This is a genomic window from Mycobacterium sp. C31M (genome assembly GCF_053345865.1).
This window is the reverse complement of sequence record NZ_JBKFAX010000002.1, coordinates 43,728-58,805: the sequence shown is the minus strand read 5'-3', so window position 1 is coordinate 58,805 and position 15,078 is coordinate 43,728. Positions and strand designations below refer to the sequence as shown.

General features: G+C 66.5%; 16 protein-coding genes. 6 read left to right on the top strand and 10 right to left on the bottom strand.

The features are described 5' to 3' along the window. Positions 1-3: 3 nt before the first annotated feature. From ACLBYA_RS02710 to ACLBYA_RS02685, 6 genes are all read right to left on the bottom strand, one after another. Positions 4-522 carry a hypothetical protein gene (locus tag ACLBYA_RS02710; protein WP_447707834.1) on the bottom strand — a complete coding sequence of 173 codons (519 nt, stop codon included), beginning with the start codon at positions 520-522 and terminating at the stop codon, positions 4-6. Between the two features lie 79 nt (positions 523-601). After that, a complete protein-coding gene (locus ACLBYA_RS02705) occupies positions 602-994 on the bottom strand; it encodes a hypothetical protein (protein WP_447707833.1) in 393 nt (130 codons plus the stop codon). Between the two features lie 44 nt (positions 995-1,038). Further along, complete coding sequence (gene treS, locus ACLBYA_RS02700) at positions 1,039-3,297, bottom strand: maltose alpha-D-glucosyltransferase (RefSeq protein WP_447707832.1); 2,259 nt, start codon at positions 3,295-3,297, stop codon at positions 1,039-1,041. Between the two features lie 52 nt (positions 3,298-3,349). After that, entirely contained in the window at positions 3,350-4,426 is a 1,077-nt protein-coding gene (locus ACLBYA_RS02695; protein ID WP_447707831.1) for a DUF4185 domain-containing protein, read from the bottom strand. Beyond that, positions 4,423-5,457: an aspartate-semialdehyde dehydrogenase gene (locus ACLBYA_RS02690; protein ID WP_447707830.1), complete on the bottom strand. Its 1,035-nt coding sequence runs from the start codon at positions 5,455-5,457 to the stop codon at positions 4,423-4,425. The genes ACLBYA_RS02695 and ACLBYA_RS02690 overlap by 4 nt, the downstream gene beginning before the upstream one ends. 35 nt (positions 5,458-5,492) lie before the next feature. Beyond that, on the bottom strand, positions 5,493-6,758 hold the full coding sequence (locus ACLBYA_RS02685) for an aspartate kinase (protein WP_447707829.1): 1,266 nt from the start codon (positions 6,756-6,758) through the stop codon (positions 5,493-5,495). A gap of 257 nt (positions 6,759-7,015) precedes the next feature. Between ACLBYA_RS02685 and glnT the strand changes: the two genes are divergently transcribed. From glnT to ACLBYA_RS02655, 6 genes are read left to right on the top strand one after another with little or no spacing between them, the layout of a single operon-like run. Beyond that, the gene (gene glnT / locus ACLBYA_RS02680; protein ID WP_447707828.1) at positions 7,016-8,320 is read left to right on the top strand and encodes a type III glutamate--ammonia ligase; all 1,305 of its coding nucleotides are present in this window, start codon (positions 7,016-7,018) and stop codon (positions 8,318-8,320) included. A gap of 19 nt (positions 8,321-8,339) precedes the next feature. Further along, positions 8,340-9,209 carry a glutamine amidotransferase gene (locus ACLBYA_RS02675; RefSeq protein WP_447707827.1) on the top strand — a complete coding sequence of 290 codons (870 nt, stop codon included), beginning with the start codon at positions 8,340-8,342 and terminating at the stop codon, positions 9,207-9,209. Further along, positions 9,197-9,880: a GltB/FmdC/FwdC-like GXGXG domain-containing protein gene (locus tag ACLBYA_RS02670; protein ID WP_447707826.1), complete on the top strand. Its 684-nt coding sequence runs from the start codon at positions 9,197-9,199 to the stop codon at positions 9,878-9,880. Before ACLBYA_RS02675 ends, ACLBYA_RS02670 begins: the two co-directional genes overlap by 13 nt. 11 nt (positions 9,881-9,891) lie before the next feature. Beyond that, positions 9,892-11,226 (top strand): FMN-binding glutamate synthase family protein, encoded by a 1,335-nt coding sequence (locus tag ACLBYA_RS02665; RefSeq protein ID WP_447707825.1) that lies wholly within the window; start codon positions 9,892-9,894, stop codon positions 11,224-11,226. Continuing rightward, positions 11,223-12,419: an NAD(P)/FAD-dependent oxidoreductase gene (locus ACLBYA_RS02660; protein ID WP_447707824.1), complete on the top strand. Its 1,197-nt coding sequence runs from the start codon at positions 11,223-11,225 to the stop codon at positions 12,417-12,419. The genes ACLBYA_RS02665 and ACLBYA_RS02660 overlap by 4 nt, the downstream gene beginning before the upstream one ends. 20 nt (positions 12,420-12,439) lie before the next feature. After that, positions 12,440-13,087, top strand: a complete 648-nt coding sequence (locus ACLBYA_RS02655) for a helix-turn-helix domain-containing protein (RefSeq protein ID WP_447707823.1) — start codon at positions 12,440-12,442, stop codon at positions 13,085-13,087. Here the strand turns inward: ACLBYA_RS02655 and ACLBYA_RS02650 are convergent. The 4 genes from ACLBYA_RS02650 to ACLBYA_RS02635 form a co-directional block, all read right to left on the bottom strand. Next, on the bottom strand, positions 13,078-13,212 hold the full coding sequence (locus ACLBYA_RS02650; RefSeq protein WP_447707822.1) for a hypothetical protein: 135 nt from the start codon (positions 13,210-13,212) through the stop codon (positions 13,078-13,080). The genes ACLBYA_RS02655 and ACLBYA_RS02650 overlap by 10 nt on opposite strands. Before the next feature lie 43 nt (positions 13,213-13,255). Next, positions 13,256-13,687: a hypothetical protein gene (locus ACLBYA_RS02645; RefSeq protein ID WP_447707821.1), complete on the bottom strand. Its 432-nt coding sequence runs from the start codon at positions 13,685-13,687 to the stop codon at positions 13,256-13,258. Positions 13,688-13,720: 33 nt separating this feature from the next. Further along, complete coding sequence (locus tag ACLBYA_RS02640; RefSeq protein WP_447707820.1) at positions 13,721-13,957, bottom strand: hypothetical protein; 237 nt, start codon at positions 13,955-13,957, stop codon at positions 13,721-13,723. Positions 13,958-14,128: 171 nt separating this feature from the next. Beyond that, the gene (locus ACLBYA_RS02635) at positions 14,129-14,941 is read right to left on the bottom strand and encodes an Imm61 family immunity protein (RefSeq protein ID WP_447707819.1); all 813 of its coding nucleotides are present in this window, start codon (positions 14,939-14,941) and stop codon (positions 14,129-14,131) included. Between the last annotated feature and the right edge of the window lie 137 nt (positions 14,942-15,078).

The following is a 15,078-nucleotide window of genomic DNA, read 5'->3' as shown; positions in this document are numbered from 1 at the left end:
TGCTCAGAACACAGTCCGGGTGCAGTAGGTCCGGGCGGGCTTGGGATACGGCCAGGCGTAGGCGCCGGCGGCGGCCGGGCAGGCCGACTGGTCGCGCACGTCGAGTCGCTGGGTGACCTGGACCAGCACCCCTTCGCCACGGTCGCGGCAGTCGGCCTTCTCGACCAACCCGATCGGCATCTCCATCAGATAACACTGGTTGGCCAGCAGGTTGGGCACCAGGCACAGCCGCGCCGTCGACGGGTCGGCGTATTCGCTGGGCAGGTGCTGGTACTCGGCGGTCGGACATTCGCCGTCGGCGTCGGTCGTCGCGCCGACGGTGTAGCTCGGGTCGGCGGTGCAGGGCGCCTCACTGGCCCGAGCCGGCGACGGCATCTGTTCGGCGTCGATCTGTACGCAGTCACCGACGGCGAACACCGTCGATGCCGCGACATCGGGTTCCGGCCCGGTACAGCCGACCAGCGCGGCGGCTACCACGAACACGCCGAGAATCGCCGCAAGGCGTGGAGTTCGGCGTGTCATGGTTAGCGACACTCTCACGAGTGAGCCGCATGTGCCAAGAGTTACGGATGTTTCTTAGATTCTTACGGACGCGGGATTCTCACGGTCGCGGGATGGAGGTGGGCCCGGGCAGCTGATTGCCCGGGCCGGGGCTCTGGGTTCCGGGACCCTGGCCGGCCGGACCCTGACCACCGGGACCACCTTCGCCGGGGAACAGGAAGTGCGGCGGCCCCATCGGGGGTGGTCCGCCACGGTGGAACATCATCGGTTCATGGCGCGGGCCGCCGCCGTGGTGACGGTCGCCGTCGGAACTCTTACCGAGGATGAACCCGGAGAAGAAGATCACCGCGACGACGAACACCGTTCCCGCGACGATTCCGACCCAGGCGGCGACCTGAGTGAGCCGACTCGGGCGCGCCGGCGGCGGTGGTGGTGGCGGTGCCGTGGTGACCACGGGGGTGGTGGGCTGCTCGTTCTCGGCTGCGTCGGTCATGATTCATGATGCCGACGCGTGCCAATGTGTCCGCTGGTTAGAGGTTATGAATCAGCTGTGAACGGCTTCTCCACGAGCAGGCTCATACCGTGGTGGGCGGGCATATCGACCGCGAAGCTGTGCAGATCGTCGACGTGGGCGATCTCGCGGCCGCTGAACATGTCCGTCACCACCGCCTGCGGTGGCAGGAACTCCGAGCGCACGGTGCCGGCGATCTCCTCGTTGGCGAAGTTGAGCACCGTCAGCTGCATCTGATGTGGGTCGTCGAGCTGATGCACCATCACGAGCATGCCGCGGTGGGACACCTCGGGGATGTCGATCTGCCGGCTGGTGGCGATCCCGAAGTGCGTCCGCACCCGCAGGATGGCCTGCAACTGACGCAGGAAGCTGGTCTCGTCGGCGAGCTGATCCGGGATCGATCCGTACAGGCTGGCGCCGCGCGGCATCCCCTCACTGGAATGTGTGGCGCCGGGATTGACCCCCATCAGGTCGTGGGCGGCTCGGTGGATCCAGCGGGTGTCGCCGCCGCGCAGCAACTCGCGGACCTGGTCTGCGGGCAGCGTGAGCATGCCGCACAGATCCCAGCCCGACAGCGCAAAAACTCCCGGCTGCAGGGCGTTGAACATCGCCAACAACAGATGCGCCCGACGGATGCGGTCGCGACCCACCCCGTCGCTTCGCTCGCCCCCGATATCTGTGATGTCGGCGAGGTCGGTGACACCGAGCGTCGCGGCGATCACCGTCGCGGTGGTGCAGGCGATGCCGTTGGTGGTGAACACCAGGTTGTAGGGCGCGCCCGGGCCGGTGAGCGCCTCGGTGAGGTCACCACGGATGGTCTGCCCGAGTTCCTCGCCGGTGACCTCGTGGCCCTTGTAGGTGTAGATGTCGTCGCGGTGCCCGGCCGACCAGTGCACCAATTCGTAGGTCAGCTCGTCATGGTTCTGCAGGGCGTGCACCAGGGAGGCCGGGTCGATATCGGTTTCCAGGGTGGTGCGCAGTGTCAGCCGCAGGAACTCGGTGTCGGCGGTGGCCAGCGCGTGCTGATAGGCGGGGCGGTTGATGAAGTCATACGACAGATCTGAACCGGCGACGCTGTTGTCGCGGATGTCGTCGATGGTCAGGTTGAGTTCCTGGAAGGTGAACCCACCGAGCTTGCGCACCATGCTGCCGATGAACTGGTTGGCCGCCTGCGACAGCGGATGCCCCTCGGACCAGCCGACGTCGTCCTCCGCGGACTTCTCCGCGCCCAGAAAGCCGTTGGCGTCCAACCGGAGTCCGCCGGTGCCCAGATCGGACAGCGAGTGCAGGGCATCGCCGATCACCAGCCGCATCGCGGCAAAGCTGGGGTCCAGCCAGTTCAGCGACGGCTGACCGTCCTTGAAGTAGTGCAGATACACCCAGCGCCGTTCCACACCGTCGACCCCGACGATCGGACGGGTCACGCTCCAGTTCGTCTCCTTGATGCCTTCGGCATAGAAGATGACGCGCTGCAGTTTGCCGATGATGTAGCCGGCCTTGTCCAGCCAGTCCTCGGCGGCCGAATCGACGTTGACCGAGTCCTCCCCCGCGGGCACCGCCGGTAGCTGATCCCAGTCCTGCGGATCGATCTCGACCATGTGGTAGATGCCGGGATAGTCGGCGTATTTCATCTCGGCGAGCCGGAAGTCCGCACCCTTGCCGGTGTGCCCGGGGACGATGTCGTCGATGATGGTGCCGCCGTACCAGTTGGCGGTACCGCACATCTGGCGGAACTCGTCCTCGGTGCCGAACGCCGGGTCGATCTGGGTGCTGATGCGGTCGAAGTGCCCGTCCACGCTCGGGGTGAGTTGCCATCCGGAGATGCCGCCGGCCCGTTTCACCGGGCCGGTGTGCACGGCCTGAATTCCGATCTCCGCGAACGCCTTCCACATCTCCTCGTCGGCCATCGCCTTGAGGAACGACTCGTCGGGTCGGGTGATCAACGACAGCGGGTACGCCGTGAACCAAACCGATGCGGTGTCGACGGCTGCCCGCGGGTTGGGTCGGGCGAACGGGTTCTGCCACATCGAGCCCTGACCGGAGAACTGCTGGCTGATCTCGTTGGCGTCGGCCAGCATCGACTGCGACAGCAGCCAGGAGACATAGGCCGGGTTGTCGCCGGTGGGTGAGCCGTCCTGGGACAGCGACCGCCGGACGAACGGGGTGCGCACCCGGGGCCGCGACCGCAACGTCCGCGGCCTGGCCGGGTGCAGATGTTCATCGAAGGTGATCTCGGCAGGCTCGTTGACCTGCCCGTCCGCTGGCTCAGCTGCCTGCGATGACATCTGTCTCCTTCCGCGCGCATCGGCCACCACCTGACACCCTGTATTGCCATTCTTACCGGGCGCTGAAACGTGTCGCTGGTTTCACCGGGTTCACCGCGTACTGCAGCACCCGGTACGGCGTGCCCCCGCGTGGTGTCGTGTTCCACTGGCTGACGAACACCCGCAGCTCGTCGAGCGTGGAGGCCGGGGAGATGTAGCCGCCGTACGGCTGGGCCAACCGGTTGTCGTGCGGCGCGGGCAGATCCTCGGGCCGGTCCGGCCAGGGCCCGGCGAGTACCACGGTGGTCACCGGAGCGGATCCGAGCTGGGTCGGGTCGTTGGCGACCCGCACCTCCATGTTTCCGGTGCCTGCGTTGAAGTACGACAGCACGGTCCTGCCGTCGATCTGCCGGATGCTCATCTCGCCGACCGGGTCAGTCCACAGCGGGGTCGGCGGGTGACCCCAGCCGTCCACCGTCGACCAGCCCTGCCAGGCGGCCCGGTCGGTGAAGTCCTGCGGCGCCACCCGGTACAGGGTGACCGGAGCACTGCGGTCGAAGTTGTCGGCGACGATGTACACCCAGCCACGTTCGGAATCCGGGGTCGGGACGGGGTCGTAGTAACCACTGATCTGCGACTGGTCACCGCCGGTCCGTTCGGAGTCGGCCACGGTGGGCCAATTTCCTTTGGCAGCATCGGCTTTCACCAATCTCGAGCCCGTCGGTCGGAGCTGGTTGGTGGTTGTCACCAGCAGGTAGTTCTCCCGGTTGATCGACACCACCCCGGCGGGCAACTGGGAGGCGCCCGGCGGGGTCGGGTCCGCCAGCAGCGGCTCGTCGACGCCGGATACCCCGGTGATCCGCAGATCGCCGGTGATCGAGTCGGGGTCGACATGCAGCGCCACCGGCGAGTACCAGCCGCCGAACCCGACGGCCTGCCCGGCGAAACTGTCCCCGCACACCTGCAGGAGCCGGCTCGGAAACTCCATGAACTCACACAGATCGGTAGCGCCGATCCCGTAATCACCGGTGGACGTGCCGGTTCCGGCGACAGGACCGAGCATGACCACCTGGCCGGGCGCCAGCTCGGCGTGGGCCGGTGGAGCGAGCAGCACGGCAGCCACCAGAGCCGCTGCCGCGCCGCGGATCACAACTGGGCGGCCAGCAGCTCGGCGATCTGGATGGTGTTGAGCGCGGCGCCCTTGCGGAGGTTGTCACCGGAGACGAACAGTGCCAGACCGCGTCCCTCGGGCACACCCGGGTCCTGCCGGATGCGACCGACCAACGAGTCGTCGGCACCGGCGGCAGCCAACGGGGTGGGCACGTCGACCAGGCTCACGCCAGGGGCAGCAGCCAGGATCTCCCTGGCCCGGGCCACCGAAAGCGGTTGGGCGAACTCGGCATTGATGGACAGCGAGTGCCCGGTGAAGACCGGAACACGCACACAGGTACCGCTGACGGCCAACTCGGGGATGCCGAGGATCTTGCGGCTCTCGTTGCGCAGCTTCTGGTCCTCGTCGGTCTCACCGGAACCGTCATCGACCAGGGCGCCGGCCAGCGGGACCACGTTGAAGGCAATGGGCGCAACGTATTTCACCGGCGCCGGGTAGTCCAGCGCGGATCCGTCGTGCACCAGTTGCTCGACACCGTCGATAACCGCGCGGGCCTGGCCGGCCAGCTCCTCGACACCGGCCAGTCCGGACCCGGACACGGCCTGGTAGCTGGACACGATCAGCCGGGTCAGGCCGGCCTCGTCGTGCAGCGGCTTGAGCACCGGCATCGCGGCCATCGTGGTGCAGTTCGGGTTGGCGATGATGCCCTTCGGACGCACACCGGCGTCGCGCGCGAAGTTGACCTCGCTGACGACCAGCGGGACCTCGGGATCCTTGCGCCACGCCGAGGAGTTGTCCACCACGACGGCACCGGCGGCGGCGAACCGCGGCGCCTGCACCCGCGACATCGTCGCGCCGGCGGAGAACAGGGCGATGTCCAGCCCGGACGGGTCGGCGGTCTCGCTGTTCTCGACCTCGATCTCCTGGCCACGGAAGGTCAGCTTCTTGCCCTCCGAGCGGGCCGAGGCGAAGAACCGCACCGAACTCGCCGGGAAGTTGCGCTCTTCGAGCAGCGCCCGCATGACCTGGCCGACCTGTCCGGTCGCGCCCACCACACCGATGTTCACCACTTTATTCACCCCGTCGCTTCGCTCGCTCCACGGTCCTAGATCCCGGTCCCCGCGTACACCACGGCTTCCTCGTCACCACCGAGACCGAAGGCCTCGTGCAGCACGGCGACGGCCTTGTCCAGATCGGTGTCCTTGATCAGCACCGAGATGCGGATCTCGGAGGTGGAGATCAGGTCGATGTTGATACCGGCCTCGGCCAGCGTCTCGCAGAAGGTGGCGGTGACGCCGGGGTGGGTGCGCATACCCGCGCCGACCAGGGACACCTTACCGATGTGATCGTCGTAGAGCACCTGGGTGAAGCCGATCTCGCCCTGCAGCGAGGCGAGCTTCTGCACCGCGGTCGGGCCGTTCTCCCGCGAGCAGGTAAAGGTGATGTCGGTCTTGCCGTCCTCGATCTTGGAGATGTTCTGCAGCACCATGTCGATGTTCACGTCGACATCGGAGACCGCGCGGAACACCTTGGCGGCGTATCCGGGTACGTCGGGCAGCCCGACGACGGTGACCTTGGCCTCGCTGCGGTCGTGGGCGACTCCGGTCAGAATGGCGTCTTCCATGGGGATGTCCTCGATCGATCCGTTGACGATGGTTCCGGGCTTATCCGAGTACGACGAGCGGACGTGTATCGGAACGTTGTAGCGGCGCGCGTATTCCACGCAGCGCAGCATCAGCACCTTGGCGCCACAGGCTGCCATCTCCAGCATCTCCTCGAAGGAGACGCGGTCCAGGTGGCGGGCGTTGGGCACGATGCGCGGGTCGGCGGTGAAGATGCCGTCGACGTCGGTGTAGATCTCGCAGACGTCGGCGTTCAGCGCGGCGGCCAGGGCGACGGCGGTGGTGTCCGAGCCGCCGCGGCCCATGGTGGTGACGTCCTTGCTGTCCTGGCTGACGCCCTGGAAGCCGGCGACGAGCACGATGACGCCCTCGTCCAGCGCATCGCGCAGGCGGCCCGGGGTGACGTCGATGATCTTGGCGTTGCCATGGGTGCCGGTGGTGACGATGCCGGCCTGCGATCCGGTGAACGAGCGGGCCTGCGCACCGAGGGACTCGATGGCCATCGCGACCAGGGCGTTGGAGATCCGCTCACCGGCAGTCAGCAGCATGTCCATCTCGCGGGCCGGCGGGGCCGGGGACACCTGGCGGGCCAGGTCCAGCAGGTCGTCGGTGGTGTCCCCCATCGCCGAGCAGACCACGACGACGTCGTTACCCGCCTTCTTGGTTTCGACGATGCGCTCGGCGACGCGTCGGATCCGGTCGGCGTCCGCCACCGAAGATCCGCCGTATTTCTGCACGACGAGCGCCACTGTTTACCTCTCAACCAGCCGGGGATGTCCTGACAAGGATAAGGGGTCGACGCGCATCGTTAATTCGGCCCGTCGGGGCCAATGCAGGTCCGAGGATGCAGTCGACCGTTTACGCAGCCGAAACGCGGCGATGCCCCGCCCGTAACGGCGGCATCGGTTACTGCCTATGGCAGCTACGCCGGTGAGCCTCGTCGGCTCGCATGAGTTTCATACTGTGATACCTTGATTCCTAACAAGAGACGAAAGTTCCGGTACCCATGACCTCCGAACTCGCCACCCTGGCCGAACAGACCGGCACCCGCTTCATCCTCGCGCTGTTCGTCGATCTGCGCGGAAAGCCTTGCGCCAAACTCGTTCCCGTCGAAGCCGTCGAGCAGCTGGCCACCGAGGGCGTCGGCTTCGCCGGCTACGCCGTCGGCGCCATGGGACAGGAACCCAAGGACCCGGACCTGATCGCCGTGCCGGACCCGTCCTCGTTCACCCCCATCCCGTTCATCAAGGACGGACTGGCGCTGGTGCATTGCGACCCACACGTCGAGGGCAAGCCGTGGCCGTTCGCGCCCCGGGTCATCCTCAAGAACCTGGTCGCCCAGGCTGCGGACGCCGGATTCGAACCGTGGGTGGGTGCTGAGGTCGAGTACTTCCTCCTGCGTCGCGCCGCCGACGGTTCCCTGGTGACCGCCGATGCCGATGACACCGCCGCGCAGCCCTGTTACGACGCGCGCGGGGTCACCCGGATGTACGAGCACCTCACCGATATCTCGGTGGCGATGAACACCCTGGGCTGGTCCAACTACGCCAACGACCATGAGGACGGCAACGGCCAGTTCGAGCAGAACTTCGCGTTCGCCGAGGCTCTGGTGACCGCGGACCGGGTGGTGACGCTGCGCTATCTGCTGTCGATGATCGCCGCCGAACGCGACATGATCGCCACCTTCATGCCCAAGCCGTTCGGTGACCGCACCGGCAGCGGCCTGCACTTCCACCTGTCGCTGACCAGCGGCGGCAATCCGGTGTTCCCCGCCGAGTCGGATGAGAAGGGCCTGGGTCTGTCGGAGACCGCTTACGGTTTCATCGCCGGGATCCTGGACCATGCGTGTGCGCTGCAGTCGGTGATCGCCCCGACGGTCAACTCCTACAAGCGAACCGGGGCCACCACCACCGCCTCGGGGGCGTCATGGGCACCGCGTAAACCCAGCTACGGCGGCAACGACCGTACCCACTACATCCGGGTGCCCGATGGCCAGCGCGTCGAACTGCGCGGCGGGGACGGTTCGGCCAACCCGTATCTGGCGATCGCCGCCGCGTTGGGTGCCGGCCTGGACGGCATCAAACGCAGCCTGGACCCCGGCGCCGTCGGCGCCCAGGGACCGTCGAACCTGCCGCCGACCCTGCTGCACGCGATCGACGAACTGGATTCCGATCCGGTGGTGGCCGGCGTGCTCGACGCCGCCGGTGACGGTGTGGCCGCGTACTTCGCGAACATCAAGCGCGAGGAGTTCTTCACCTACCACGGCCAAGTCACGCCGTGGGAGATCGATTCATACCTGACGGCATTCTGAGAAGGGGAGACAACAACGTATGTGCGGGATCGTGGGGTTGCACCTGCGCACCCCGGAGCTGTATCCCCGGCTGGGGGAACTGCTTTCGGAGATGCTCGGGGAGATGTCGGACCGGGGTGCGGACTCGGCCGGGATCGCGGTGTACGGCGATCCGGTGTGGTCGCCACCGGGGCGTGGCTGTGTCTCGGTGACCGATCTCGCCGAAACCCCGGACCTGGGGCCCGATGTCGATGTGGTGGCCGTTGATTCGACCTATCTGTTGTCGGCCGAGGCTTCGTCGGAGGATCTGCTGGCACGGGTGCGCAGCGGCCATCCACAGGCCCTGATCGCCGGGTTCGGCGCGGATCTGGCGGTGCTCAAAGGTGTCGGACATCCGCGTGCGCTGACCGAAGCCTGGGGGCTTGCCGGCGCGCAGGGCTGGCAGGGTGTCGGGCACACCCGGATGGCCACCGAGTCGGCGGTGACGCCGTCGGGATGCCACCCCTATACCGTCGGTCCGCAGCAGTGCCTGGTGCACAACGGATCGTTCGCCAATCACGCCACCATCCGCCGCGACCTTCGTCGCGAGGGCGTGGTGTTCGACAGTGAGAACGACACCGAGGTCGGCGCCCGGTTCGTCGCACAGCAGTTGGCGGCCGGCCGCGATGTGGAGACCGCGCTCAAGGAGTTGTGCGCCACCTTTGACGGCTTCTACACGCTGCTGGTGTCCAACCACGATTCGTTCGCCGTGGTACGCGACGCGATCGCATGCAAGCCCGCCGTCATCGCCGAGACCGCCGACTGGGTGGCGATGGCCAGCGAGTACCGGGCCCTGTCCGGGCTGCCCGGTGTCGAGTCGGCCAAGATCTGGGAACCGGAGCCGGAGGTGGTGTACGCATGGACGCGGTAACTGGATTCGATTTGGCCACCACAGGGTTGCGTGAGGTCAACGCGGCACTGCACAAGCCGGGCATCACCGGATCCTTTGTCATCGACAAGCCCGCCGGTGCCCACAATATCGCCGTCGGCGTCAACGCACCTGTGCAGGTCACCGTCAACGGACATGTCGGTTACTACGCCGCCGGGATGAACCAGCACGCCGAGATCACCATCAACGGCAACGCCGGCACCGGGGTCGGCGAGAACATGATGAGCGGCACGGTCCGCGTGACCGGCAACGCCTCACAGTCCGCGGGCGCCACCGCGCACGGCGGCCTGTTGGTGATCGAGGGTGACGCCGCGGCACGTTGCGGTATCTCGATGAAGGGTGTCGACATCGTCGTCGGCGGCAGCATCGGACACATGAGCGCGTTCATGGCCCAGGCCGGGCGCCTGGTGGTGCGCGGCGATGCCGGAGAGGCCCTGGGTGACTCGATCTATGAGGCACGCCTGTACGTGCGAGGTGCGGTGGCCTCCTTGGGTGCGGACTGCATCAAGAAGGACATGCGGCCCGAACACCATGCCGAACTGGCCGAGTTGCTCACCGCCGCAGGGTATTCCGATGACACCGCGGAATACTCCCGCTACGGGTCGGCCCGCAACCTCTATCACTTCCACGTCGACAACGCCGGCTCCTATTAGAAAGCCACCCGATGACAAGCATCTCCGATCAGCGCGCCCAGCAGGGCCTGCGCGAATCCGCCACCTTCGACCGCACCACGATCGCCGCGATCCAGCGGGCCGCCGAGACCGGGATCTACGACATCCGCGGCTGGGGCGCCAAGCGTGCACTGCCGCATTTCGACGATCTGCTGTTCCTGGGCGCCTCGATGTCGCGCTACCCGTTGGAGGGCTACCGGGAACGCTGTGGCACCGATGTGGTGCTCGGTGGGCGGCACGCCAAACATCCACTGCACCTGGATATTCCGGTCACCATCGCGGGCATGAGCTTCGGTGCGCTGTCCGGTCCGGCCAAGGAGGCCCTCGGGCGCGGGGCCAGTGAGGCGGGCACCTCGACAACCACCGGTGACGGCGGCATGACCCCGGAGGAGCGCGGTCAGTCCAAGAACCTGGTGTACCAATACCTGCCGTCGCGCTACGGGATGAACCCCGATGACCTGCGCAAGGCCGATGCCATCGAGGTCGTGCTGGGCCAGGGCGCCAAACCCGGCGGTGGCGGCATGTTGTTGGGGCAGAAGATCTCCCCGCGGGTCGCCGGGATGCGCACCCTGCCCGAGGGAATCGATCAGCGCAGCGCGTGCCGGCACCCGGACTGGACCGGACCCGACGATCTGACCATCAAGATCAACGAACTGCGTGAGATCACCGACTGGGAAAAGCCCATCTACGTCAAGGTCGGTGCCACCCGCACCTACTACGACGTGAAACTCGCCGTGCACGCCGGTGCCGATGTCGTCGTGGTCGACGGGATGCAGGGCGGCACCGCCGCCACCCAGGAGGTGTTCATCGAACACGTCGGCATCCCCACCCTGGCTGCGATTCCGCAGGCCGTGCAGGCGCTGCAGGAACTCGACGTGCACAGAAAAGTTCAGTTGATAGTCAGCGGCGGCATCCGCAACGGCGCCGATGTCGCCAAAGCGCTGGCCATGGGCGCCGATGCGGTCGCGATCGGTACCGCCGCACTGATCGCGTTGGGCGACAACCACCCTCGTTATCAGGCCGAGTACGAGAAGATCGGCTCCGCGGCCGGGTTCTACGACGATTTCCAGGACGGGCGCGACCCGTCGGGCATCTCCACCCAGGACCCCGAACTGGCGGCCCGCTTCGACCCCATCGAGGGCGGCCGACGGTTGGCCAACTACCTGCGGGTGCTCACCATGGAGGCCCAAACCATCGCCCGTGCCTGCGGCAAGGCCCACGTCACTCATCTGGAGCCCGAGGACCTCGTCGCCGTCACCATCGAGGCAGCCGCCATGGCCCGGGTACCGCTGGCCGGCACCAACTGGATCCCGGGAGCAGGGCTTTGAGCACCACAGCCGACGTCGTCATCGTCGGCGGCGGACTCGAGGGAGCTGCGACAGCCTGGGCATTGAGCCAGCGCGGTGTCACCGATGTCTTTGTCGCCGAACGCAGTACCGTCGGCGCGGGGATGACCGGCAAGTCCAGCGGGATCGTGCGGTGCCACTACGGGGTCAGCTCACTGGCCGCGATGGCAACCTCCAGCCTGGACGTCTTCGAGAAGCCGCAACAGTTTCTCGGCGACGAGGCAACCGATATCGGCTTCCGCCAGACCGGCTACGTCGTCGGTGTCGGTGAACCCAATGTCGACGCGCTGCGCAAGAGCCTGGCCGCACAGCGGTCCGTCGGCGTGCAGACCGAGGAGATCGACAAGGCCGAGGTCGCCAAGATGTGGCCGACTGCCGACCTGAGCCCGTTCGCGGCCTTCGGTTGGGAATCCCGTGGCGGATACGGCGACGCGTATCAGACGGCACAGGCCTTTGCGGTGTCCGCACGTAATGCCGGCGTACGAATCAAGCAGGGCGCCAACGTCACCGACCTGCTGTTCGACGGCGACCGGGTCACCGGCATCCGGCTCGCCGATGGTTCCGAGGTGTCGGCGGGGACCGTCGTCGTCGCCACCGGGGTGTGGACCAAACCGTTCCTGGCCCGCTACGGGGTTGACGTGCCGATCCGGGTGGTCCGCGAACAGATCGTCACCATTGCCCCCGGGATGGAGCTCGGCCCGGTGCCGGTGTTCTCCGATCTGGTGTCGCTGCAGTATGTGCGGCCCGAGCTCGGCGGCGAGATCCTTTTCGGGAACAGCGATCTCGCGCACTGCGAGGACGCCGACCCGGACGACTACCTGAACCGGGCCACCGACAGCTTCGTGGATCTGACCGTCGAGAAGGTGGGCACCCGGTTCCCGGGGCTGACCGATGCGGCGATCACCGGCAGCTACGCCGGCTGCTACGACGTCACCCCGGACTGGAACCCGGTGATCTCCGCCGGCGGGCCCGACGGGCTGATCGTGGCGGCCGGGTTCAGCGGCCACGGATTCAAGATCGCACCCGCGGTGGGGCGCCTGACCGCCGACCTGGTGACCGACGGTGCCAGCTCCGACCCGCGCATTCCGGAGACCGACTTTCTGCTGTCCCGGTTCGCCGATGGCACACTGCTCAGAAGCCCGTATCCGTACGTCGGTGCCGGGGAGATGCGTTAGACGAGCGTTGGGGGTCGGCCTTGAGTGACGTTCCACTCCTCCGTAACCAGTCCGGGACCGCGCGTGAGCGGGACCCGCACGAACCGGTCGAGGAGCTGGAGTTCGAGGCCGCGATCGGGCGCAACGTGCGTCAACTGCGGCAACAGCACGGTCTGACGGTGGCCGAGATGGCGGCGCGGGTCGGCATCTCCAAGGCCATGATGTCCAAGATCGAGAACGCCCAGACCAGCTGCAGCCTGTCCACGCTGGCGCTGCTGGCCCGCGGTCTGGACGTCCCGGTGACCAGCCTTTTCCGCGGGGCCGACGTGGAGCGGCCCGCGGCGTTCGTCAAGGCCGGCACCGGGCCCGAGATCGTGCGCAACGGCACCAAGCAGGGGCACGAATACCAGCTGCTGAGCTCCCTGCGCGGGGAGCACAAGCGGCTCGAATGCCTGCACGTCACGCTCACCGAGAAGAGCCAGACCTATCCGCTGTTCCAGCATCCCGGCACTGAGTTCATCTACATGCTCGAAGGTGTGATGGACTACAGCCACAGCCGGTCGGTGTACCGGATGCATGCCGGGGACTCGCTGCAGATCGACGGGGAGGGTGCGCACGGGCCGGTGGACCTGGTGGAGCTACCGATCCGGTTCCTGTCGGTCATCGCGTTCCCGGACTCTCAGGTATAGAGCTTGGCGGCCGCGACCGCCAACTCGACGGTCTCCTCGCAGTCCAACGTGTCCGACTCCACCGAAACCGCGGGCCGCATGTCCGTGGCACCACCGGAGGAGTTGCCGTCCGGCGACCGCTGCATCAACTCCGGACCCACGAAAGCATGGGTGGCACAGAAGTACTCGTCAAAGATCAATTCGATGCCGTCGCGGTAGATCCCCCGAGAGCACCTCGCACGGGTTCCGCTCGGCGAGCGCAACCGGGTAGGCCGATGCACCGTCGCGCAGGGACAGCTCGAGATCGGCGACCAACGGTGCGACCGCCTCCACCACCCGGCGCACCGACCGGCAGTCATCCGCGGCGTACGCGTCGACGCGCACAATCGGCGGCGCCCACTCCGGGGCGCGCGGAGCGTCCGGTAGGTCGGACATCGCCAGCGGCATCTCATATACGCACTCGCCTGGATAGATGTCGTGCACGGGCACACCGCCGGTCGAGAACGCGACCGGCTCGTCGAGCAGTCCGAAGGTCAACCCGATACCGAGGAAGAGTGTTTCGCGTTGACCGGACACGCGCAGTTCGACTCCGCATTCGTCGAAGGAGACCAACGTCCCCATCGCGGTGATCTCGCCGATCTCGGTGAACCGCTCCTAGTCGACGAAACCGCACGGGTCGATACGCCGAATGGCCTGCTCGTAGGCCAACATGTCGAGTTCGTCTCGGCTGAGATCGAATCCGTATGTCTCGACCTGGCCTTCGAAGAATCGTGCGGCGTTGTCGGTGGGCGCGGCGGCCCGCGCGGCGCCGTCGACGGCCCGGGTGCACCCGGACAGCATCAGGATGGCGATCAGCATCGCGGCGGCCACGTGTCCCGGACGTTGACTCACCGGTCCAGCCTTTCACATGTTGCATACGCAAGGTTATTCACCCGGCAGCCCGCTGATACGACCGAGTCGAATCACAATGTACGGCTGACAGCCGAGCTACGCATATATCGACGTACCGACGCTGTCAGCAGTACATTGCGACGGCTGCGATGCCGTACAAGGGCCACGGGCTCAGACCGGTGTGCCGCGATTCCAACCCGGCTTCAGAATGAGTCGACTGTCCTGTTCACGCCGACGGCATGACTCCGCGAACTCCACTGCTGACCGTTCGTTCGCCAAAAACTCGTCGTAGTCGTCCTGAGACAGTTCGTAGTACTCCTCGTACCCCACGGCACTGCTGGTCACGGGGATGGACAGGTACCGTCTCGCCGATGCGGTGTCGGTGCCGATCGAGTATCGATTCTCCCGAGAGAAGAAGTCGTCATGAAAGCGCCTTGGCACCGGCGCGTTACGGCTTTGGCGCTCCGCGCGAACGAAAAGCGGTCGGCCTTCGGGATCCTCGTACGAGCGCTTGATGTCCTCCAACGGTGAGGCGATCAGGTGCGACAACTCGACAAGAACCCCGACTCCGCCGAGTCCACCTCGATCGCTAGCGAGAAGGGTCCCCGCGACACCAAACAAGTGGATGTATCCGGCTGAGTCCTGGTCGCTTATCCAGTGGCCGTCGGCGATCTCTTCGCGTCGGCAGGGCATCTCCAACCTCGGCAAGCGATGCCGCGATCGTACGGAGTGATGGAAGATCCCGAACAGATGCCGTTCCATTACCTCCATCGACACCGCTGCCAGTTCGAACTGCTCAGTCCCCGCACGTTCGGAACTTGTCATGGTGATGCCGCCGCTGGCGTTTCGCCTTAGGTAGAAGCGAATCTCGCCGCCGGGGTTCGACCAGAACAATGCTGCGCCCGAGCCGTCCTCCGGGGTGAGCGAGTAGCGGGCGCTAAGCGCCAGTTCCACAAGCCGCTCTGACACCACGGGCGTGGTCATGAGGAGGAGAAACGGCGCATTCGTACCAGCAGGGGTTGACTCCGTCGAGGAACCGCCATGGACACTGTCACTGCAGAAAGCCTATCTTCGCCAAGCGCCGAATCAGATCAATCATCAAGTCGCACTGGGTCATCTAA